The following is a 19,179-nucleotide window of genomic DNA, read 5'->3' on the forward strand; positions in this document are numbered from 1 at the left end:
TTCGTGGACAGTCCTAACTATGCAGCACGAAGTGTTTGTCCGTCAAATTCTTCCTCGAACTCGACAGGCGTGAGATAGCCGATCGAGGAGTGCAACCGCTGCCGGTTGTAGTAGATCTCGACATATTCGAAGATCCCCGCCCGGACGCGGTCTATGGTATCGAACGGGTGGAGGTGGACGAACTCCTTCTTGAGGGTGGCCCAGAAGGACTCCGCCGCGGCGTTGTCGAAACAGATCCCGGTACGGCCGACGGAGTTTCGGACGTTGTTGTCGCGACAGAAGGCGACGAACTCACGGCTGGTGTACTGACCGCCTCGGTCGGCGTGGAATATGACGCCGCCGGGTGGCCGCCGGCGGGTGACGGCCATACGAAGCGCGTCGAGAACGAGTTCGGTGCGCATGTGATCGGCGACCGCCCAGCCGACGATCTTCCGAGAGAACGCGTCGATGACGGAGGCCATGTACACCCAGCCATCCCAGGTGCGAATATATGTTATGTCGCCGTACCACAACTGGTTCGGTGCGGACGCGGCGAAGTCTTGGCCGACAAGATCAGGCAGCGATGAGGAGTCCGCGGCCTGCACCGTCGTCACCGGCCGGCGGGGACGCGGATGCACGCTGACCAGGCCCATCGTCGCCATCAGCCGCTGGACCCGCTTGTAGGCGACGGCGACGCCCTGGCGGCGGATCTCGTGGAAGATCCGCCGCACGCCGTACCGCCCCTCGTGACGGTCGAAAACAGCTCTGATCATGGTCGACAAGGTGGCGTCGTCCTTCTCCCTCCGAGACGGGCCGCGTTTCTTCCACGCATAGTAGCCCTGTCGGGACACGTCGAGTTTCTTGCACATGTAGTCGACGGGAAAGGTGTTCGCGCCGTCGGCGGACACAGGCTTCTTCGGAGCGTGTATCGAGATGAACTCGAACTTTACTTCTGCTCGCTCGCGAAGAAGCTCGCCGCTTTTTTTAGGAAGGCGATGTCCATTTGCGCCTGCGCGTACTTCTTCCGGAGCTCCTCAAGTTCCGCGCGCTCCGACACCGACAGCGGCCGCTCCTCGGTCTCGCCGTTCTCCTTCGCCTTCTTCACCCAGTTTCCCAACGTGGTCTCGTGGATACCCAGACTCTTCGCGACCTCGGTCACCGACCGGCCCGAGTCGAGCACCAACCTTACTGCCTCGGATTTGTACTCCTGGGTGAACTTCCGGCGAGCTGACCCCATGACGCTCCTTCCCTATGGACAGCGAACCTCAGGTTCGCTGTCCACGGAAGCGGGATCACTCCAGGTGGCCTTGCTGTCGTGGGAGGAGAGGTTGTCGGTGACCACGTGAATCTCCCCGGTGGGGTTGGCCTCCTCCACCAGGTGCAGGAAGCGCTGGTAGTAGGTGCTGTTCCGGGACGGCGCCGTACAGGTGACCTCGTGGCCGTCGCGGACGCGCAGGCCCCCGTAGACCCAGGTCTTCTCCGGACCCCGACTGTAGTCGATCTCGTTCTTGATGCGGTGGCCGTCGGGTGACCAGCCGGGGGCGGGGGGAAAGGCCCGGGGGATCACCGGGCCGAGCTCGTCGGCGCAGACGACCGTCGCGTCGTCGGGCGGCTGGGTGTAGAGCTCGACGACCGTCGTTCTTTTGGGGCGAACTGCGGATCGGTGCTGGTGGCCCAGGAGCGGGTACGGCGCCAGCGGACCCGCTCGGCGCGCAGGATCCGCCGCACCTGGCTGCGTCCCACCGCAATGCCCTGGACGCGGGCTGTCTCCGCCAGGGTGTCCAGCGTCCACTGCGCGCACCCGTCGGTGTCGGCGGCGACCAGCGCGCCGCCCGGTGTGCGCTCGGGCCGGCCCGGCGGGATGGAGCGGGCCAGCGCGATGATCTGGGAGCGTTCGGTCTGGCTGAGCCGGCGGGGACGGCCGGGTATCGGCCGGTCGGCCAGCCCGTCGAGGCCGTCGGTGTTGAACCGGTGCAGCCACCGCCGCACCGTCTTGGGATGACACTCCAGTTCGGTGGCGATCTGTATGGTGCGCTGGCCGGCCCAGCTGGCCGTGATGATCCTGGCGCGCAGGATCCAGTCGGCCGGGGCGTGCCGGGCACCCGCCAGCTGACGGATCTTTTTCTCCTCGGCCGGGTCCCGGGGCGGCCGTGCGGAGAGGAAGGCGGGCATGACGTGCTCCCTGGTCAAAGCGAGCTGATACCCCGGTTCGCCCGATCTACCCCGGCCTTGAGGAACCCAGCACTAGTGTCCTGAGTCGTTGATTCGTGTGCAGATAGAATGGGCTGGTGCCTGGCCCGAGCGCGGATCCCATCGAGTTGTCGTCTGCTGAGCGTGCGGTGCTGGAGGGCTGGGCCCGACGGCGGAAGACCGCGCAGGCGCTGGCGTTGCGCTCGCGGATCGTGCTGGCCTGCGCGGACGGTGGGACGAACTCGGGGGTCGCGGCCGAGCTCGGGATCACCCGGGGAACGGTCGCGAAATGGCGGGAGCGGTTCGCGGTCGACCGGCTGGAGGGCCTGTCAGACGAGGCACGTCCGGGAGCGCCTCGGAAGGTCACCGACGCCCAGGTCGAGGCGGTGATCGCGAGGACGTTGGAGGAGAAGCCACCGAACGGCGATACCCATTGGACATCGCGGTCGATGGCGAGGGCCAGTGGGCTGTCGCAGTCGACGGTGTCACGGATGTGGCGGGCGTTCGGGTTGAAGCCGCATCTGGTCGAGACGTGGAAGCTGTCCACCGACCCGCTGTTCGTGGACAAGGTCCGTGACGTGGTCGGGGTCTACCTCGACCCGCCGGAGAAGGCGATCGTGCTCTGCGTCGACGAAAAGTCGCAGGTGCAAGCTTTGGATCGCACGGCACCGGTGCTGCCCCTGATGCCGGGTACCCCGCAGCGGATGACCCACGACTACGTCCGCCATGGCACGACCAGCCTGTTCGCCGCGCTCGACCCGACGTCCGGGTCGGTGATCGCGCAGACCTTCCGGCGGCACCGTCACCAGGAGTTCCTGCGCTTCCTCAAGCTGATCGACTCCTCGGTCCCGAAGGGCTACGACCTGCACCTGGTCCTGGACAACTACGCCACCCACAAGACCCCGGCGGTGAAGAACTGGCTGCTGCGCCACCCCCGCTTCCACCTGCACTTCACCCCGACCTCGGCGTCGTGGATGAACCTGGTCGAGCGCTGGTTCGCGGAGCTGACCACCCGCAAGCTGCGCCGATCGACGCACCGCTCGGTCGTCGAACTCGAAGCCGACATCCGCCGATGGATCAACGCCTGGAACAAGGACCCGAAGCCGTTCGTCTGGGCCAAGACCGCCGACGAGATCCTCGAGACCCTCGCCGCCTACTGCCAGCGAATCAACGACTCAGGACACTAGGACGTGGATTTATCGATGTTGATCGGGAGCGTGTGCTGGTCGACGGTACGGGGCGGGTGCGTCTGGACCCGAACGGTTCGGAAATGCTGGTCACCTATTCTGTTGACCATGTCCTTTTCCTGGACTGGTTGGAGCGGCAACTGCGCGAGGCGGGTTTCTCTCGTGATGCCGGCCGCGGTGGCCCGCCAGTCTAAAATCGGCGGTGTCGGGCATCGGCCGCGTGGAGTGGTTTTGTGGGCGAGGCTGATTCAGTCGGCGTTGGTGACTTGTTCGCTGGTCTCGTAGTCGATGGACTGTTCTGCCAGCCATGTGGTGAACCTGTCGGCGATCGTGGTTCCCTCGTCGTTTTCCTCCGTGCCGATGATCGTGCGTACGGCCTCGATGAGGAGGCGGTCTTCGTCCAGCGGCCGGATCGGGTAGCCCTGCCATTCCTCGGGAGTGGTGGGGATTCCGGTGTCGGCCAGCCAGGTGTGTAGCGCTGCGGTGTCGGTGAACAGATCCCGGAGGGCTGCCCGTAGTACCCGTGGTACGTGTTCGGTTCTGACGGTCCACGTCCGACGGTACTCGGCGGCATCTTCCTCTATGATCATTTCTACGACGCGGCCCGAGGTGCGGCAGTGTAGCGTCAGGTCGCCGCCAGGAGGTCGTTCGAGGGTGACGTCCTCCGCGGACCATCCGTTCTCGTCCATGAGCCGGGTGAACACGGTAACGGTTCGCATGTCATAGTCGGGCATGCGACTAGTATCGTGCACCTCCCGAGTGGGCGGTTCCTCAGCGTCCGCATGTCTTCGTCAAGAAAAATTTCTGGGCGGGCATCGTGTGGGTGGGGGCGTCCGTTGGTCGGTGGTTTCTACCCGTGGTGTGCTGAGCGGATTGGTTGATGATGGTGGGTGTTGGTAAGATCTGCCGGTTTCTGCAGAGTAACAGTGATCGGCGGCAGATCTTCGCGGTTGTCACCGGTGACGGGTTGGCGGTTGCCTTCGGCCCGTTGGCCTTGGACCAGATTTACGCGGGTCTCTATACCGAGCCGTATCCGACTCGGTGGCATCCGCGGGGAGACGAGGCTCTGGCCGCCGAGCTGGCTGCCCGCGCGGGTGACTTTCATGACCTGGATGACTTCTACCGCTTCTATGGGTACTCTGCAGAGCTGATCGACTGGGTCGAGGCGACCCCGCTGAACATTCCGACGGAGGGCATGAGCGGGGATATGGATGGTGGGTGGGAGGAGTCGGAGGCCGTCGAGCGATTCGGTCTTGATCGGGAGCGGCTGGTTGATGCCGCGTTCCGGGAGGGGATCGTCCCGGGTGCTTTTGATCCTGCCGGCGATCCGCTGTACCATGTTATGTTCGTTACTAATTGGGCGGTTGTCGACCCGTCCGGCAACGTCCGGATCAATCCGAAGGCGTATCGTTTCAAGGCGTGGCTGTCGCTGGAGAACTGATCAAATTGGGGAGCGTCTCGGAACGGGGTGGGCCGTGGCGGTCAGCGTCGCCTGACACGTCGGGAAGCCCGAGGCCCGCTGATCGACAATTTCGTCGTCGATCGTGAGGACGCACTCCGTCGAGGGAAATTGGACGGCCAGTCCGGCGAGTGTCGCCGGCTCGGGAACGGCGGTACCGGAGATCGCCACCAGCATGACATCGGGATACCGCACGGTGATCTGTCGGAACCAGGTCGGTGCAATGCTCTCATCGTGCTGCTGCTTCCCGGTGGCGTCGGTGTAGTTCAGATAGATCTCGAAGCCGGGCCCGCCCCGCAGGTATATCTGGTAGAAGATGACATGATCCACTTTTTCTTCGCGGTGGGGAGCTGGCCCACCCCTGTCGCCAAAGGTGCCGCAGCCGGCCATGAGCACCAGCGCTGCGGCGACTGCCGGCAGCCGTCGCATCAAACCTCCTCCTCATAAGGATAGCCGGTTACCGCACCAGCGCGTTACAAAGGGTGTAGCCGGCCGAAGGCCGGGCGGGGACAGTTGGCGTCGGGACAGTTTCAGCGTTCCAGGCAGGTGCGTGGGAAGAAAGGAGAGCGATGGTTGTACCGCACGGAACCGCTTCGCCTGCACGGGAGCCCCGCGTGATTCCCGGCGGCCGGTATGTGTTCCAGATCGTCCATCCTGCTTCGCCGATGCTGCGCATCCGGTACCGGGACGGAATCCCGGTCGGGCCGCACGGCTTCCCCGACTGGATCCCGTGCGCACATGCCGTCGTCCGGCTGCCACCGTGCTCACCTGATCTCGGCGTGGACGAGGCACGCGTGGTCGACGTGCTCACCGCCAACAACACCATGGCCGCCAGCGGAGATCCGCTCTGGGCGGGCCTGCCCGGGGGCGCCACCCCGGCCGGGTGGACCTGGGCGCACCTGCCGGTGCTGCTGTCCGGGACACGCCGGATCGCCCTCGTCCCCGTCGAGTTGCATGGTGCGTACCGGCATCTGGGTGGGGTGAGCACCGGCAAGGCCGATCGCGCCCGACGCGGCCTGCCGGCGGAGGGCGGGGCACCGCCACGGATCCGGTTCACGCAGCGGCTGTCCGACGAGGTGATGGAGAAAGTGGAGGAGCGTCTGGGGTATGGCCTGCCCGCCGGCTACCGGTCGTTTCTGCGTCGGACGAACGGCGGATGCCCGGCCGCGCCAGCCGTGCACCCCGGTTTCGGCTTCGTCGTCGATCAGCCGTTCTTCGGTGTGGCCCGCCAGGACCGGCTCCAGGATCTGGTGTACGCGAACGCCTGGTTCGGTGACCGGCTCACCCCCGATTTCCTGGCGATAGGGTACGTACAGGGTGGGCTGATCGCCGTCCGGGTGCGCGGCGGCGACGAGGGCTCGATCTGGTACTGGGACGACGATGACCCGCGGGACACCGATACGTACACGGCCGGCGACGTGTGCAAGCGGCTTCTGCGCCGGTGCGCCGACGACTTCGTGGCGTTCTGGCAGGTGCTGACCGAGCCGCCCCCTTCGCTGCGGGAGCTCGCCGCCCACAACCCGGCCACGGTCGTGGTGCCAGAAGGGACGGGCGTGAGCCTGCCGGCCTCCCGGCGCGTGCCATCGAGGAGCCGTCCATCGAGGAGCAAGGCGCAGTCCCAGCGACCACGGAGCCCCAGTGACCACAGCATGGCAGCCGGCGAACGACACCGAGGTCGCGATGGCGCGGGCACTGACCGACGCTGACCGGGCCGGGTTCTTCCGGATCCTCGCCACCGCCGACCTCTACCTGCCCCAGGTCGGCCCACCCCGGGCCGGCGCGGACGAGGCGCGGGGCCAGACCTTCATCACCGGGGAGTTCGCCGGCCAGACCGTCCTGCCCGTGTTCACCTCGGTCGAAGGTCTGGCCGCCTTCTCGGGTGCCTACACCACCACCAGCTACACCGAGCTACGCCAGAAATGGCCGACGCCGCAGTGGTGGTTGGCGGTCAACCCCGGTTACCCGATCGACGCGTACCTGCCGGTCGAGGCGGTCGAGGCGGCCGCCCGGGGAGAGCTTGAGATCCAGACCGCCGGCGAGGCCATCGTCGACGCGATGGCCGACGACCCCGAGGCGGCGTCCGCGCTTCTCGACACCGACGAGGCACTGCGCGCCGCCGCTGCCCGCGCCGACACCGCCGGGTATGTCGACAGGCTCCTGGACGCCAGGGTCGTGGTACCGACCGCGCGCAAGGTGGCCGATCCGCAGGAGATCCTCGAGGAGGGCTTTCCCTGGCTTATGGCCGGTGTCCCGGACGCGCCCGCCATCGAGGTGTTCACCTCGGCGGAGATGTTTGCGGCAGCGCACCCCGACCAGGGGCCGTCGGTCACCCTGCCGTTCGTGTTGCTCGCCGGCGTCTGCCCGCAGGGCCATGCCCTGTCGGTCAATCCCGGCATCCCATGGGGCATCGAGGTGCCGGCCGACCAGGTGCGCTCGCTGTTGCTCTGGCAGCCACGGGACGGCTCGGGGGAAGGCGCCGATCGGTGAGCGGTACCAGACGGGCGCCGACCGTCGGGGTATCAGTCCTTCACGACGCGGTGCGGGCTCTGCCCGCCCCGCTGCCCACCCTGCTGCTTGCCTCGCTGCCTGCTCTGCTGCTTGTGTTGCTCGTCCTGCCGGCTCGCGCGTTGGCCGTCCCGACCGGGCGGGACTGTACCGAACCGGGGCAGGACTTCCGGGGTGTCCCCTGGGCACAGCAGCTGCTGGCACCGGACCACGTCTGGCCCTTCACGCGTGGCAGCGGTGTGACCGTCGCGGTGCTCTCCTCCGGTGTCGACGCCAACCATCCCCAGCTGGCCGGTCATGTGGCCGCCGGCTTTGACGCGGTCGCCTCAGGCGGTACGGCGAACAGCGATTGCCTCGGCCTCGGTACCCAGGTGGCGGGAGTGATCGCCGCCCGGCGGGTTGACGACGTCGGGTTCGCCGGACTGGCGCCCAACGTCACGATCCTGCCCGTACGTGTCATCGCCGACCAGCATTTCGGCTCCACCGAGGTGGACCCGACGGTGCTCGCCCGCGGGATCGCCTGGGCGGCTGCCAGCGGCGCGCGGGTCATCGATGTCGCCGTGGCCGTCTATGTCGACAACACGGCGGTTCGCGCGGCGGTCGCGGACGCGTTGGCCAGGGGTGTCACCGTGGTGGCGGCGGTCGGTGACCGGGGTGACGCGAACGATCGCAACCCGATCCCGTACCCCGCGGCCTATCCCGGTGTCGTCGGGGTCGGCGCGATCGACCAGCAGGGCAACCGGTGGGCCGGGTCGGCGCACGGTGACTATGTCGACCTCGTGGCGCCGGGCGCCGAGATGGTGACGCTGCAACGGGCCGGTGGCATGGCCGTCAACGTCAGCGGCACCGGTATCGCGTCCGGGCAGGTCGCCGCGACGGCCGCACTGGTTCGCGCCCGGCGCCCCGACCTGAAATCCGGCCAGATCGCCAGGCGGCTCGCCGTGACCACCATCCCGACCGCCATCGGGCCTGACCTCGGCCAGGGCATCGTGAACCCGTACGCGGCGGTGAACGACACGCTCGTCGACGCCAGCCCCGTACCTCTGCCCGCCCTGACCCGCCCGCACCACGAGCGGACGCCGACGTGGGCTCGGGCCCGGGAGACCGCCGTCGTGGGTACCGCGGGTGCCGCCATCATGGTGATCGCCGTGCTCGCGTTGGCCGTGGCGCTGCCGCGGGGCCGGCGCAGGTCCTGGCGGTCCGGGCTCGCCGTGCCACCGCCACATCGTCCGCAGCCGCGGGAGCCAGGCCCGCCGGTCATGCTCTTCGACGAGCAGCCGCAGCGTTAGCGTCGGCGACCGGGGATCTCGGGATTGCGCCGGCGCCGTTATGACAGGGGGGCCGGCCTGGTCGCCGCGGCCGGGTCGAGTGTTGGGCCGCCCGGGATCTCCCTGACCAGATCGGCCGGCACGTCGACCGCGAGCTGGGGTGCGTACCCGAGTATCGCGAGCACGCCTGGCGTGGGTACCGCGTACCGGACGCCCACATCGGTGATCACGAAGTAGGGCCCGGTGGTGGTGTTCGGCGCGCCCATCGCCCGCACGATCGCGACATGCCCGGCCGGCACGTACACCCGGTCGGCCAGCCTCGCGCCGCCCGGGCCGATCGTGCCGGTCGGGTTGGCCGTGGCGAGCCCCTTGACCGAGCCACCGACCCAGATGTCCGGCGGGGTCGCCGCGTTGTTGGTCACCGCGCAGAGGAGGTCGTCGCCGGCAGAGGTGACGAGGGTGGGCGGGGACGGGGGTGGCGCCGCCTGCCCGCTGGGCCGGCTCAGCCGGCTGCTCGTGGCCGCGGATGTCGCTTCGGACACCGAGATCCGCGTCGGCGGTGCCGGCGACCATACGCTGGCGATGGCCTGCTGCAGCGGGGTGATCGCGGCGATGCCGTCGTCGAAGACCAGGTAGTACTGCGGACCGGAGCCGGTCTCGGCGACCAGCAGCTCACCGATGGTGTGGCCGGGTACCGCCGGGGACGGGCGGCCGCGCCCGTTGACCGCGATCGGGCCGATGCCGGCCCCGGCGGGCAGCGCGTTCAGCCACGAGGTCCCGGCCGGTACCGCGGTGACCAGCGCCCCGAACAGCGCCGGCACCACCCTGTCCGTGTCCGTCAGCTGGTAGCGGTGCTCGCTCCAGACGAGGTACATGGTGCCCGTCACCGTGTCCTTGACCAGCATGCCTTCGTCGGCGGCCAGTCTGCGACCGCCGGTGGGAGCGCTGGCCACCGCAAGCGTCACCGTGCTGGCGGCCCTGCCGGAGGAGTCCGTCCCGGACGCGGTGCACAGCGTCCACGGCAGGCCGACCCGGTTGCCCGCGGCGGGCAGTGAGTCGGGCGCGCCGGGAATGCCGATCGCGACCCTGCGCGGGACGAGGGCCAGTGACCTGCTCGCTATCCGGTGGACGCGCGGGTTCGGCGTCCCGGCCGCGAGCATTGCGGACGCGAGGTTGAGCGTGGGGTTCAGCCCGCCGGAGGAGTACACGAAGCTGGCGCCGGTCTCCTTCTCGACCACGACCGAGCCGTCGGTTTTCCAGGCACCGTTGTCAGTCTTGGTGAGGATGCCGTAGACACCGAAGCCCGTGGCCGCGACCACCGCGATCATCACCCCGCCGAAGACCGCGCCGACGCCCCGGCGCAGCGGGGTCTGCTGCGGGTCGGTCTCCCGCATGACGAACGCGGAGATCACCCGTTGGGTCAGGAACTGGTACGACTGGAGCTGGTCACGCCGTGTCACCGCGCTGTCTCACCCCCCGGCCGACGCGAACAGCCCCTGGATCGAGCCGAACATCCCCATGACGGCGCAGGTCAGCGGGATCAGCGCCATGATGGCGAGCACGTCGGCGATGTCGGCGATGCGGCCCAGATAGGGCGAGGGCCGGCGCCGGCTGAACAGGAGCGCGGCCCCGAACACGGCCGCGGCGGCGACCATCAGCACCAGCACGTACAGCAGCCGAGATCCGCCGCGGTCGGTCTCCAGGTCGGCGCTGAAGAGCAGCAGCCCGAGCCCGGCTGTCCCGCTGACGAGCAGCGGGATCCGCTGCCGCAGCGTGCGGAACAGCCGGCCGCGCAGCAGCAGGGCACAGGCCCCGGATACGATGAGCAACGCGCTGGTTACGGTCCGGTCGACGGCCAGCAGGAACGCCATGGCGGCGACGCTTACGAGGGCGGTCGCCAGCAGCATGCCGGAAAGCAGCTCGTGGGCGCGCGCCACGGAGGCGAAGACATCCGTGCGCCTGGGCACCGGCCGGTCCTCGAGGATCCCTTCGGGCCGGTCGGGCAGCTCGGGTGCGGGCAGCCGGCCGATCCAACTCGCGATCAGTGGATACCCGGACAGCATGCCGATGGCAACCGTCAGGGTGACCGCCGCGGCCCCCGCCGCGGACATGCCGGCGAGGCACGACAGGGCGGCGAGCAACCCGGCGATGCCGGCGGCCAGGCCGGCTGTGAACAGTGACTGGAGCGCGGCGACACCGGTGTAGCCGGCGACGCTGAAAACCAGCAGTGCGGCCGAGCCGAGGAGGAGGCTGGGCGCGCCCAGGTGGGTCAGCGTGACGTCGGCCGGCGTGGCGATCAACGCGCCGCCGAGCAGGGCATAGGGCAGGCCGGACGCGGCCGCCGCGGCGCCGGCGGTGGCGTCGGCGAAGGTACGGGCCGCGACGACGCCGACGATCGCGAGCAGCGCGGCCAGGCTGATCGCCAGCCCGGCCGGCAGCGGCCAGGGTGGGCCGGACAGCGCCACCGCGGCCACGCCCAGCCCGAGCACGCCGCTGGCGACGGCGAGCCCGCACCGGCGGGTGGCGGCGTTGCCCCATGAGCGGCCGCTCCGCCGGGAGCTGCTCGCGATCACTTCGGCCACGTCGTCGTAGGCGAGCTCGGGCCAGTCGAGCTGGCGTGGCGCGAGCTGGAGAACCTCGCCGTCGCGCACCCCCTGCGCGGCAAGGTTGCGGGTCGGCTCCAGGGCCGTGCCGGTGGCCCGGCGCAACACCCAGCCGCCGTGCCGCTCGCCCTCGTCGCCGAGGTCGTCGCCGGCGTGGCGCAGCAGGTGGGGGAGCAGCTCCCCCACGATCATGTTGTCGGGTAACGCGACGTCCATGCGGCGCTCCGGCGCGGCGACGGTCACCCTGGCCAGGCTCAGGCCGCCTGGGGCCGTCACGCGCTGCCCACGCGCAGTCGTGGGTGCGGCGAGCGATTTCGCGGGGTGCTCACGGTCCGCGCACCTCCCAATGCGTGTCGACCCCGAGGACTCAACGTAGCATTTCGGTCTGATCGGGCAACTGCCGCGGTCTATAGGATCTGATCCGCCGGTTCGGGGAGGAGGGCAGCGGCGTGACATCGGTGGTCGTCAAACGTCCGCCGCGACGCCTGGCGCCGGCCCTCCCGAGCGGCGAGCTGCTGCTCGACCCGCCGCCGGAGGTGCCGACCACCACCGGCAGGACATGGCAGCGGATGCTGATGATCCTGCCCATGGCGGCCGGTGCAGCGGCCATGGGGCTGATGATGGGCGTCCAGCGCGGCGGGCCGCTGACATACGTGGCCGGTGGCATGTACGGGGTGTCGATCCTCGGCATGATCGCCATGATGGCCATGCAGCAGACCGGGCCGGGCAAGCGCGAGATGATCGAGGCGCGTCGCCAGTACATGCGCCGGCTCAGCCAGTTGCGCGCTCAGGTGCGTAACACGATCCGGCAGCAACGCGAGGCGATCCACTACCGGCATCCCGACCCGTCCGTCCTGTGGTCGACGGCGATGAGCGGACGGCTGTGGGAGCGCCGGCGCGGCGACGTGGACTTCACGGTGGTACGCATCGGCCTGGGCTCCCAGGAGGTCGCGACCCCGTTGGTGCCGCCGCAGACCCGACCGGTCGACGAGCTGGAGCTGCTGTGCGCGATGGCCCTGCGGAAGTTCGTCGCCACCTATTCGGTCGTACCGGACCTGCCGGTCTCGATCGCGTTGCGCGACTTCTCCCACGTCTACCTGCGCGGCCCGGACGAGGACGCGGTGCGCGACCTGGTCCGGGCGCTGCTGGCCCAGCTCGTCACCTTCCATGCCCCGGACGACCTGCTGGTCGGTCTGTCCGTGGCCGACCACCTGCGTCGCACGCAGTGGGAGTGGGCGAAGTGGCTGCCGCACGCCGGGCATCCGACCAAGGCGGACGCGGTCGGCCCGGTCCGGCTCATCGCGCCGGCTGTCACGGCGCTGGAGGCCATGCTCGACGACGTGCTGGCCAACCGGCCGAGGTTCGACCCGGCCGCGCCCGGGTCCTTCGCCGGGCCGCAGGTGGTCGTGGTCATCGACGGTGGCTCTACCGCCGGGTCGGACCACCTCATGACCGACGGCGGCGTGGCCGGGGTCACCATCCTCGACCTGTCCAACCCGCCGCTCCGGCTGCTGGACGGCACCACCGTGGTGCTTGACATCGCCGAGGACGGCTCGATCTCGGGCACCACCATGGACGGGACGATCCAGGTGGGGCGGGCCGACCGGCTTGACCCGGCACAGGCGGAGGTGCTGGCGCGCGGGCTGGCACCGCTGCGGCTGTCCGTCACGTCGGTCACCGAGCAGTCCGCGGTGGTGGCCGACCTCGGCCTTGCCGAGCTGCTCGAGTTCGGCGATCCTGACGAGCTCGACCTGGCACGGATGTGGGTGAGCCGGCCCAACCGGGACCGGCTCCGGCTGCGCTTCGGCGTCGGTCTCGACGGGCGCCCGATCGAGCTCGACCTCAAGGAGTCCGCGCAGGACGGTATGGGCCCGCACGGCCTGCTCGTCGGGGCGACCGGGTCGGGCAAGAGCGAACTGCTACGCACGCTGGTGCTGGCGCTGGCTGTCACGCACAGCTCCGAGATCCTCAACTTCGTCCTGGTCGACTTCAAGGGTGGTGCCACTTTCGCCAGGCTGGACCGCCTGCCGCACACCAGCGCGGTGATCACCAACCTGGCCGACGAACTGTCCCTGGTGGACCGGATGCACGGCGCGATCTCGGGCGAACTGGTCCGGCGCCAGGAGCTGCTGCGCCGGGCCGGCAACTACGCCTCGCAGCGGGACTACGAGCGGGCGCGGGCCGCTGGCGTGCCGCTGGCGCCGCTGCCCAGCCTGCTGATCGTCGTCGACGAGTTCAGCGAACTGCTCACCACACGCCCCGACTTCATCGACATGTTCGTCCAGATCGGACGGGTGGGCCGGTCGCTGGGCGTCCACCTGCTGCTGGCCTCGCAGCGGCTTGAGGAGGGCCGGCTGCGCGGGCTGGAGACACACCTGTCCTACCGGCTCGGCCTGCGGACGTTCTCGTCCATGGAAAGCCGGGTGGTGCTCGGGGTGCCTGACGCCTACGAGCTGCCGCGTTCGCCCGGGCACGGCTACCTGAGAACCGGCACCGAGGAGCTCGTCCGGTTCAAGGCGGCGTACGTGTCGGGTGTGTACCGCCGGGACGGCGTGGTGCCCACGAGCGGCGGTCGGCCGGTGGACCCGGTGCGGGAGTTCTCCACCTACTATGTGGCCCCGCCGCACACCGACCAGCCGGCCGAGCCGGCGACGGAGCAGGAGGAGCCCGTCGGTGGCGAGACGTTACTGGATGTGCTGGTGCGGCGGATAGAGGGCCAGGGCCCGCCGGCCCACCAGGTCTGGCTGCCGCCGCTGGCCGAGCCGCCCACGCTCGACCAGCTTCTGCCCCGGCTCGTGCGCTCGCCGGAGCGCGGCCTCACCGTCGACGACGTCGGGACGCACGGCAGCCTGCACGGCGTGGTCGGCGTCGTGGACAAGCCTTTCGAGCAGGTCCGCGACCCGATGTGGCTGGACCTGTCCGGCAGTGCGGGCAACGTCATGGTGGTGGGTGCCCCGGTCACCGGCAAGAGCACCTTCCTGCGTACGCTTGTGTGCGGCCTGGCGCTCACGCACACCCCGGCCGAGGCCCAGTTCTACTGCCTCGACTTCGGCGGTGGCGCCCTGACCGCGTTGGTCAACCTGCCGCACGTGGGCGCGGTGGCCACCCGGCGTGACGCCGACAAGGTCCGCCGCACCGTCGCCGAGCTGTACGGGCTGATGCAGGCCCGGGAGGCGCTGTTCGCCGGCGAGGGCGTGGAAGGCATCGCCGCGTACCGGCGGGCCAGGCGCGCCGGGCAGCTCGGGGCACAGGACCCGTTCGGCGACGTCTTCCTGGTCGTGGACGGTTGGGCCACCCTGCGCGGCGAGTTCGAAGATCTCGATCCGGTGGTCTCCGAGCTGGCCAACCGGGGTCTCGGCTACGGCATCCACATCCTCGCCGCCGCCAACCGCTGGATGGACGTCCGGGCCGCGGTGCGGGACATGTTCGCCACCAGGGTGGAGCTGCGCCTGGGTGACCCTGCCGATTCGATGGTCAACCGCCGTGCCGCGGTGAACGTGCCGGAGCAGAAGCCGGGCCGGGGTCTGACACCCGACGGCTTCCACTTCCAGGCCGGGCTGCCCCGCATCGACGGTGCGCAACGAGTCGACGACCTGGCTGACGGCGTGGCCGAGTTCGTCACGCACGTGCGGACGTACTGGACCGGGGCACCGGCGCCCCGGGTCCGGCTGCTGCCCGACGAGCTGCCCCACGAGTCTCTGCCCGAACCCAGGGGTGGGAAGATCCCGATCGGTATCGCCGAAACCGACCTGCAGCCCGTGTTCGTCGACTTCGACGCGGACCCGCACCTGATCCTCCTCGGCGACGTCGAGTGCGGAAAGAGCTCGTTCCTGCGCGGCCTCGCCCGCAGCATCACCCGGGCCTACGAGCCGGCCCAGGCCCGCATCATCCTGGTCGACCTGCGACGCAGCCTGCTCGGCTGCGTCGACACCGAGCACCTCATCGGCACCGGCACGTCCCAGCAGGTCACCGCGGACCTCATCGGGCAGGTCACCACGGTGATGAAGGAGCGGCTGCCCGGCCCGGACGTGACACCGGAACAACTGCGCAACCGGAGCTGGTGGAAGGGTCCCGAGCTCTATCTCCTGGTCGACGACTACGACCTGGTGGCTGGCGGCGTGATGAACCCGGTGGCGCAGCTTCTCGAGTTCCTGCCGCAGGCGCGCGACATCGGGCTGCACCTGGTGCTGACAAGGCGGATCGGCGGCGCCGGGCGGGCCATGTTCGACCCGGTGATCTCCAGGATCCGGGAGCTCGCCTCGCCCGGCATCATGATGTCCGGTCCGAAGGAGGAGGGGGCGCTGTTCGGCACGATGAAACCGCAGCCTCTGCCGCCCGGGCGAGGATGGCTTGTCACCCGCCGCCACGGCGCCCGCCTCATCCAGATGCCCTGGACGCCCCCGGTGCAGTGATGTTCCGTTACGGAACGGTCCGGTGCCCCGGGCGGCTCGACGGCCCGCCCGTGTACCCGCGTTCCACGTCGGTCTGTCTGAGCCACACCTGACAGTCGGCTCCGTCACCAACCAGTGTGACCATGTCGTCCGTCATCGACTGCAGGGCCTGGATGGCATGTCCGGGTAGCCGCAGAGCGCCACCGACCAACGCCGACTCGACGGCGCCGAGTCGTTGCAGCGCCACCAGGTGGCTTTCCCGCACCAGAGGGCCAACGCCAACGCGATCATGTTCTTTTCGCGGTGCCGGAGGCGCGGGTTCCCGGGGAACCGAGGGAATCCCGGACCGGTCGAATTGCCGCAGGATGGTGAACTGTGTCTGCCACGGACCCAGCTGAGGGGGTGTGCTCGCTCTCATCGTGCCGAGATCGTGGACAAGCAGTACCGGCCGTTGCGCCGTGGCGGTCGGCGCGAGCGGCTGCTCGGTCGTCAGCACGCTGAGGAGGTCGTCGCGACCGGTCGCGCGCTCGCTGAAATCGTCCCATTCCCGGGGTTCGGTGGTCATCACGGTCACCCGCGCACCGAACGCGAGCGCCCGGAACACGATCAGCCTGCCGGCCCAGGCGCCGCCGACGAGCGTCACCCTGGTCGGCTCTGGGCGGAAGAAACGCACCCGTACCGGCCGCTGGTCCCGGTCGGCACCGATGATCAGCCCGACGGCCGGCGAGGTGACGCCCAGCCGGGCGAGCGCCGGCCCGGACGCGGTGTGCGAGCCGATGCGCAGCCGGACCAGCCGCCCGGTGCGACCGCGGGGCCCGTGCCCGTCCGGCGGGGTGCCGTTCGGAGGACGGCGGCCGTCATGGACGGTGTCCCCCCGGGCTGTGCCGGGGGCGGCCCTCGCCTCGGCCGCGGTGTGTGTCGCGGCCTGGGTCGCGGCGTCCTGGGCAGCCGTGCCCTGAGCCTGGGCCATTGTGGCGTGTGTGGTCGTGGCCCCGGCGGCCCCGGCGGCCCCGGCGGCCCCGGCGGCTGCGGAGGCCGGCCGAGCGGGTGTGGCGGCCTGGCCGGAGGCCTGCGCATCCTGGCCTGGAGTTCGCCTGATCGCCGGTTCCCGTGGGCCGGGTTGCGCCTGTGCGCCCAGCGCCGCCGGCACCGGCGTGGAGCGGTGCTCCGCGCCGGCTTCGCCATCCGGTGCCGGTTCCCCCGTGGTTGCACTGTGTGTACCCTGCCCGGAGGCGGTCATCGCACACCACCCCCGGTGGGGGCTGACGCGTAGACCGCCGGCGCCTGCTCGCCGTCGAGCGGGAAGAGGTCGGCGTGTGCCTGTGCGGCGATGTTCATGATCTCCTGACAGGTTCGGTCGAGATCGGCGGCCGGTGCCGCCACGCGAACCAGGCAGCGCAGGTCGATCAGATCGTTGTTGTCGTTCGGCGCCATGATCAGTGCCACGTTGGTCACGGCGGTGGGCGCGGCGGCCAGTCGGTCCAGGAGCGCGGCGGCGTCCTGTACCGGCGGCCAGCTCCGGATCCAGAAACAGCGGTGGGCCAGCCGGGACGAGTGCCAGGCGGTCCACTTCTCCCTGCGCGCGGCAGGTGCGCCCCCCGCGCCGTAAGGTCCAGATCGCAGGATCGCGCCAGCGCGTCCACCAGGCCGGCGGTGTCGAGCACCTGGCACGGGAAGCCCGCCCGACGCAACGACTTGACGGCGCCGCGGAGCAGGGCCGCCACGACCGTGGGTGCCGCATCCTGATCGGTATCGAGGTCGGCGCCGGCTTCAGCCAGCGCCCGCGTGTCCAGCCGGACCGTGATCCAGGTGACCGCGTCCAGGGGAACCGGCGCCCCGCCGAACCCGGCGAGGAGCTGGCGGTACGACCGGTCCGCCGGGGACGCGGGATGGGTGTCGAGCCCCGGCACCGGTACCGTGTGCCGGACGACCTGTAGCACGACACCTGGTTGGTGCGTGTCCGCGAGCGCGGTTGCCAGGACCTCCAGGGGCAGGCGTCCGCCCGGATCGTCACATATGGACATGCCCGTGGTGTGGGGGCGGCCACCGCGAACCAGCCGGCGCCGTCCTGCGCGACGCCCACCTGTGTGCCGTCCCCGGTGGATACGTTTTCGACGGTCAGGCCCGGGGCCAGCACTGACAGGGCGGCCAGGCGCGGGTCGTCGGAGTGCCGGGCCGGGCCCGCGCGCCTGCGCCGGTTGTACCGCATGATCATCAGGCGGTGTTCCAGCCACCACCGGCCGTTGCGCCGTCCCAGTGTCACGAGCAGGAGCGCGGTCGCGCCCGCGCCGGCGGCGATGATGGCCACGGTGCCGCGGGTAAGCGTCGCCAGGATGGCTATGACCGCTGTCTCGGCCAGCAACAGCTGCATGATGTGGACCGGGCCGAGATAGCCGGGTCGCCGGCGGGGTAGAAGAGTCACCGGACCGGATGGTTCATTGTCCGTGGTGATCCGCTCGGCCCGGCGCATCTGCTGCCGCGAGTCGGTCATGCTCGGTCAATCCTCCTGACTGTCCTGCCGTCCACTGGTTGCTGTGGCTCTGGTTACCGGGGCCCGCTGCGCACCGTTCATCACCCCGTTCATCATAGGAACGCCGGTCGTGCCGCCGGGAGCCCGTGGGTCATGAAGCCGTCGGGTCCGTGATGGCGTGCGGGACCATGCGCTCGCCAGCCAGGCTTTCAGTTTCCCGCCGGCACCGGGGATGGCCGGGACAACGCCGGAAAGACGGGCGGTGGCGGTGCCGCGGGAAGGCTCGGGCAGACCCGGTCGAAGGGGACACCGGGAGCCATGGCCGACCACTGCGCCCGGGTCGGGTTGGCCCCGGCCAGGCGGCAGGCGCGGGCCACCGGATCCGTCACCGCGGCACGCAGCGGGGCAATGTCCCAGTTGACCACATTGCCGTACTCGTCATATGTGATCAGTGTGTCGCCGGTTTCAGGGAATGCCACACCACGCGGATAGGCGGGTAGGGTCACCGCCGTGACCCGGTGGGGTGCGGCAGTGATCGTCACGTCCTACAGCACTATTCCGTTGCCGCCATCGGATATGGCGAGGAGCCGTCCGTCCGGGCTGAACGCGATGACGGGTGGCATCGTGTTCGTGCTGATTTTCGCCTGAAATCTCGGCCTGCTGGGGGAAGACACGTCGAACAGGTAGGAGTTCTCGAAATCGGCGACCATCAGGGTGTTTCCGTCCGGGGAGAGACGGGCGGTGTCGAAGACACGCAGGGTGGGCCACTCCGGATCCGTGAGAGTGCTCAGCAGCTTCGGACGGCGGGGATCGGTCACGTCGTACAACTGCCCGCCGCACACGAGAACGCGTCCCCGCGGCCTGAACGCCGTGCAGTTCCCAGCCTGTTTCGGAGCGAAGGAGAAGAGGCGGACGGGATGGCCGTGGTCGGAGATGTCCCAGATGGTCGTTGACGGTGGTGGCCACCGACGGCAGATCCGGCAGCCCCGAGGCGCCGGTGTGACGGCTCGTCCCCACCAGCACCGCACGAGCCCCCGCCAGGTCACCCGGCGGTGGCCGTCGCGGTACCGCCATCGCGGTGCGTGCCCTTATCCGGCCGGCGCGGCGGGCAGGCCGTGCCGGCTCGC

Annotated in this window: 20 protein-coding genes; 7 read left to right on the forward strand and 13 right to left on the reverse strand. The window is 69.9% G+C overall.

Going from position 1 to position 19,179, the window contains the following annotated elements; genetic code table 11:
- Positions 1 to 17 precede the first annotated feature (17 nt).
- Genes FSYMDG_RS06750 through FSYMDG_RS06765 form a run of 4 tightly spaced genes read right to left on the reverse strand, consistent with a single transcriptional unit; the run spans position 18 to position 2,151 of the window.
- Positions 18 to 914 carry an IS3 family transposase gene (locus FSYMDG_RS06750; RefSeq protein WP_349304128.1) on the reverse strand — a complete coding sequence of 299 codons (897 nt, stop codon included), beginning with the start codon at positions 912 to 914 and terminating at the stop codon, positions 18 to 20.
- Positions 915 to 925: 11 nt separating this feature from the next.
- On the reverse strand, positions 926 to 1,216 hold the full coding sequence (locus FSYMDG_RS28050) for a transposase (RefSeq protein ID WP_043602641.1): 291 nt from the start codon (positions 1,214 to 1,216) through the stop codon (positions 926 to 928).
- A 12-nt stretch (positions 1,217 to 1,228) separates the two neighbouring features.
- Complete coding sequence (locus FSYMDG_RS06760) at positions 1,229 to 1,546, reverse strand: transposase (protein WP_202797678.1); 318 nt, start codon at positions 1,544 to 1,546, stop codon at positions 1,229 to 1,231.
- Positions 1,543 to 2,151 carry a helix-turn-helix domain-containing protein gene (locus FSYMDG_RS06765; RefSeq protein WP_013872829.1) on the reverse strand — a complete coding sequence of 203 codons (609 nt, stop codon included), beginning with the start codon at positions 2,149 to 2,151 and terminating at the stop codon, positions 1,543 to 1,545. Before FSYMDG_RS06765 ends, FSYMDG_RS06760 begins: the two co-directional genes overlap by 4 nt.
- Positions 2,152 to 2,267: 116 nt before the next feature.
- Here FSYMDG_RS06765 and FSYMDG_RS06770 point away from each other — a divergent pair, with 116 nt between their 5' ends.
- Positions 2,268 to 3,356, forward strand: a complete 1,089-nt coding sequence (locus FSYMDG_RS06770) for an IS630 family transposase (protein WP_013871712.1) — start codon at positions 2,268 to 2,270, stop codon at positions 3,354 to 3,356.
- A 32-nt stretch (positions 3,357 to 3,388) separates the two neighbouring features.
- Positions 3,389 to 3,550 carry a hypothetical protein gene (locus FSYMDG_RS25925; protein WP_157490983.1) on the forward strand — a complete coding sequence of 54 codons (162 nt, stop codon included), beginning with the start codon at positions 3,389 to 3,391 and terminating at the stop codon, positions 3,548 to 3,550.
- 54 nt (positions 3,551 to 3,604) lie between these two features.
- Here FSYMDG_RS25925 and FSYMDG_RS06775 read toward each other — a convergent pair whose 3' ends face one another.
- Positions 3,605 to 4,075 carry a hypothetical protein gene (locus FSYMDG_RS06775; RefSeq protein ID WP_131772302.1) on the reverse strand — a complete coding sequence of 157 codons (471 nt, stop codon included), beginning with the start codon at positions 4,073 to 4,075 and terminating at the stop codon, positions 3,605 to 3,607.
- Between the two features lie 161 nt (positions 4,076 to 4,236).
- Here FSYMDG_RS06775 and FSYMDG_RS06780 point away from each other — a divergent pair, with 161 nt between their 5' ends.
- Positions 4,237 to 4,797 carry a hypothetical protein gene (locus FSYMDG_RS06780; protein WP_131772303.1) on the forward strand — a complete coding sequence of 187 codons (561 nt, stop codon included), beginning with the start codon at positions 4,237 to 4,239 and terminating at the stop codon, positions 4,795 to 4,797.
- On the opposite strand, the gene FSYMDG_RS06785 is transcribed toward FSYMDG_RS06780, so the two are convergent.
- Entirely contained in the window at positions 4,798 to 5,244 is a 447-nt protein-coding gene (locus tag FSYMDG_RS06785; protein WP_013872833.1) for a hypothetical protein, read from the reverse strand. It abuts the gene before it with no gap.
- 185 nt (positions 5,245 to 5,429) lie between these two features.
- Between FSYMDG_RS06785 and FSYMDG_RS06790 the strand changes: the two genes are divergently transcribed.
- The 3 genes from FSYMDG_RS06790 to FSYMDG_RS06800 are packed head-to-tail and all read left to right on the forward strand — an operon-like array spanning position 5,430 to position 8,609.
- The gene (locus FSYMDG_RS06790; protein ID WP_202797679.1) at positions 5,430 to 6,521 is read left to right on the forward strand and encodes an SMI1/KNR4 family protein; all 1,092 of its coding nucleotides are present in this window, start codon (positions 5,430 to 5,432) and stop codon (positions 6,519 to 6,521) included.
- Positions 6,454 to 7,302, forward strand: a complete 849-nt coding sequence (locus tag FSYMDG_RS06795) for an SseB family protein (RefSeq protein ID WP_043603127.1) — start codon at positions 6,454 to 6,456, stop codon at positions 7,300 to 7,302. The genes FSYMDG_RS06790 and FSYMDG_RS06795 overlap by 68 nt, the downstream gene beginning before the upstream one ends.
- Positions 7,299 to 8,609 carry a S8 family serine peptidase gene (locus tag FSYMDG_RS06800; RefSeq protein ID WP_013872836.1) on the forward strand — a complete coding sequence of 437 codons (1,311 nt, stop codon included), beginning with the start codon at positions 7,299 to 7,301 and terminating at the stop codon, positions 8,607 to 8,609. Before FSYMDG_RS06795 ends, FSYMDG_RS06800 begins: the two co-directional genes overlap by 4 nt.
- A gap of 38 nt (positions 8,610 to 8,647) precedes the next feature.
- On the opposite strand, the gene eccB is transcribed toward FSYMDG_RS06800, so the two are convergent.
- Together eccB and eccD are read right to left on the reverse strand one after the other, a co-directional pair.
- The gene (eccB, locus tag FSYMDG_RS06805) at positions 8,648 to 10,048 is read right to left on the reverse strand and encodes a type VII secretion protein EccB (protein WP_013872837.1); all 1,401 of its coding nucleotides are present in this window, start codon (positions 10,046 to 10,048) and stop codon (positions 8,648 to 8,650) included.
- 9 nt (positions 10,049 to 10,057) lie between these two features.
- Complete coding sequence (eccD, locus tag FSYMDG_RS06810) at positions 10,058 to 11,467, reverse strand: type VII secretion integral membrane protein EccD (protein ID WP_013872838.1); 1,410 nt, start codon at positions 11,465 to 11,467, stop codon at positions 10,058 to 10,060.
- A gap of 173 nt (positions 11,468 to 11,640) precedes the next feature.
- Between eccD and FSYMDG_RS06815 the strand changes: the two genes are divergently transcribed.
- Positions 11,641 to 15,603 (forward strand): type VII secretion protein EccC, encoded by a 3,963-nt coding sequence (locus tag FSYMDG_RS06815; protein ID WP_013872839.1) that lies wholly within the window; start codon positions 11,641 to 11,643, stop codon positions 15,601 to 15,603.
- Positions 15,604 to 15,610: 7 nt separating this feature from the next.
- Here the strand turns inward: FSYMDG_RS06815 and FSYMDG_RS25220 are convergent, their stop codons facing one another.
- The 5 genes from FSYMDG_RS25220 to FSYMDG_RS06835 all read right to left on the reverse strand — a co-directional run bounded on the left by FSYMDG_RS25220 (position 15,611) and on the right by FSYMDG_RS06835 (position 18,870).
- Positions 15,611 to 16,552, reverse strand: a complete 942-nt coding sequence (locus FSYMDG_RS25220) for a hypothetical protein (protein WP_131772306.1) — start codon at positions 16,550 to 16,552, stop codon at positions 15,611 to 15,613.
- A 266-nt stretch (positions 16,553 to 16,818) separates the two neighbouring features.
- Entirely contained in the window at positions 16,819 to 17,028 is a 210-nt protein-coding gene (locus tag FSYMDG_RS22840) for a hypothetical protein (protein WP_131792611.1), read from the reverse strand.
- Between the two features lie 5 nt (positions 17,029 to 17,033).
- Positions 17,034 to 17,606 (reverse strand): type VII secretion protein EccE, encoded by a 573-nt coding sequence (locus FSYMDG_RS24155; protein ID WP_083828179.1) that lies wholly within the window; start codon positions 17,604 to 17,606, stop codon positions 17,034 to 17,036.
- A gap of 655 nt (positions 17,607 to 18,261) precedes the next feature.
- Positions 18,262 to 18,594 (reverse strand): hypothetical protein, encoded by a 333-nt coding sequence (locus tag FSYMDG_RS06830; RefSeq protein WP_043603130.1) that lies wholly within the window; start codon positions 18,592 to 18,594, stop codon positions 18,262 to 18,264.
- A 3-nt stretch (positions 18,595 to 18,597) separates the two neighbouring features.
- Positions 18,598 to 18,870: a YncE family protein gene (locus FSYMDG_RS06835; RefSeq protein ID WP_131769747.1), complete on the reverse strand. Its 273-nt coding sequence runs from the start codon at positions 18,868 to 18,870 to the stop codon at positions 18,598 to 18,600.
- Positions 18,871 to 19,179: the final 309 nt, after the last annotated feature.

Origin of the sequence: Candidatus Protofrankia datiscae, assembly GCF_000177615.2 — a bacterium.
In the GTDB taxonomy this organism is placed as follows: Bacteria; Actinomycetota; Actinomycetes; order Frankiales; family Frankiaceae; genus Protofrankia; species Protofrankia coriariae.